This is a genomic window from Undibacterium sp. Ji49W (assembly GCF_049340205.1).
Classification (GTDB): Bacteria; Pseudomonadota; Gammaproteobacteria; order Burkholderiales; family Burkholderiaceae_D; genus Undibacterium.
This window is the reverse complement of sequence record NZ_JBMPOW010000059.1, coordinates 1-449: the sequence shown is the minus strand read 5'-3', so window position 1 is coordinate 449 and position 449 is coordinate 1. Positions and strand designations below refer to the sequence as shown.

Annotated in this window: 1 protein-coding gene; it reads right to left on the bottom strand. The window is 55.2% G+C overall.

Going from position 1 to position 449, the window contains the following annotated elements; translation table 11 throughout:
• Positions 1 to 449: hypothetical protein (locus ACO0LK_RS27025; RefSeq protein WP_422980611.1), on the bottom strand; the 449-nt coding region annotated here is incomplete at both ends.

Below are 449 nucleotides of genomic sequence, written 5' to 3'. Positions count from 1 at the left end.
GCCTTCGGCGATGGTCAGGGCAACGGTGTCACTTGTACCTGTGTCAACAGCCAGACGGGCATTGACGATGTTTTGGGTGATGGCGTTGGAACCTGTGTCACTGTGTTGAATAGTGATGTTGGTGGCTTGGGCTGCTGTCAGTTTGTTCAGGTTGAACGTGGAGGTACCAGCAACTGGTGCGGAGTCAGCTGGGGCTGCTACGTTGTTGTTGGAGACGTTGCGAACCAGGACGCCTGTGACGTCTGGCAGTTTGCTGAAGTCTACAGCCTGGGCTGCATTGTTCAACAATACCTGGACTGCTTCAACTTTGGTGATGACGCTCGATGTGGCTGTGACGTTACCGCCGTTGACAACGATGAGGGTGTCTGTACCGTCGCCGCCGGTGATGCTGTCGCCCGCTTCAACTGTGTCAGCCAGGATGAAGGTGTCGTTACCTTTACCGCCGATGA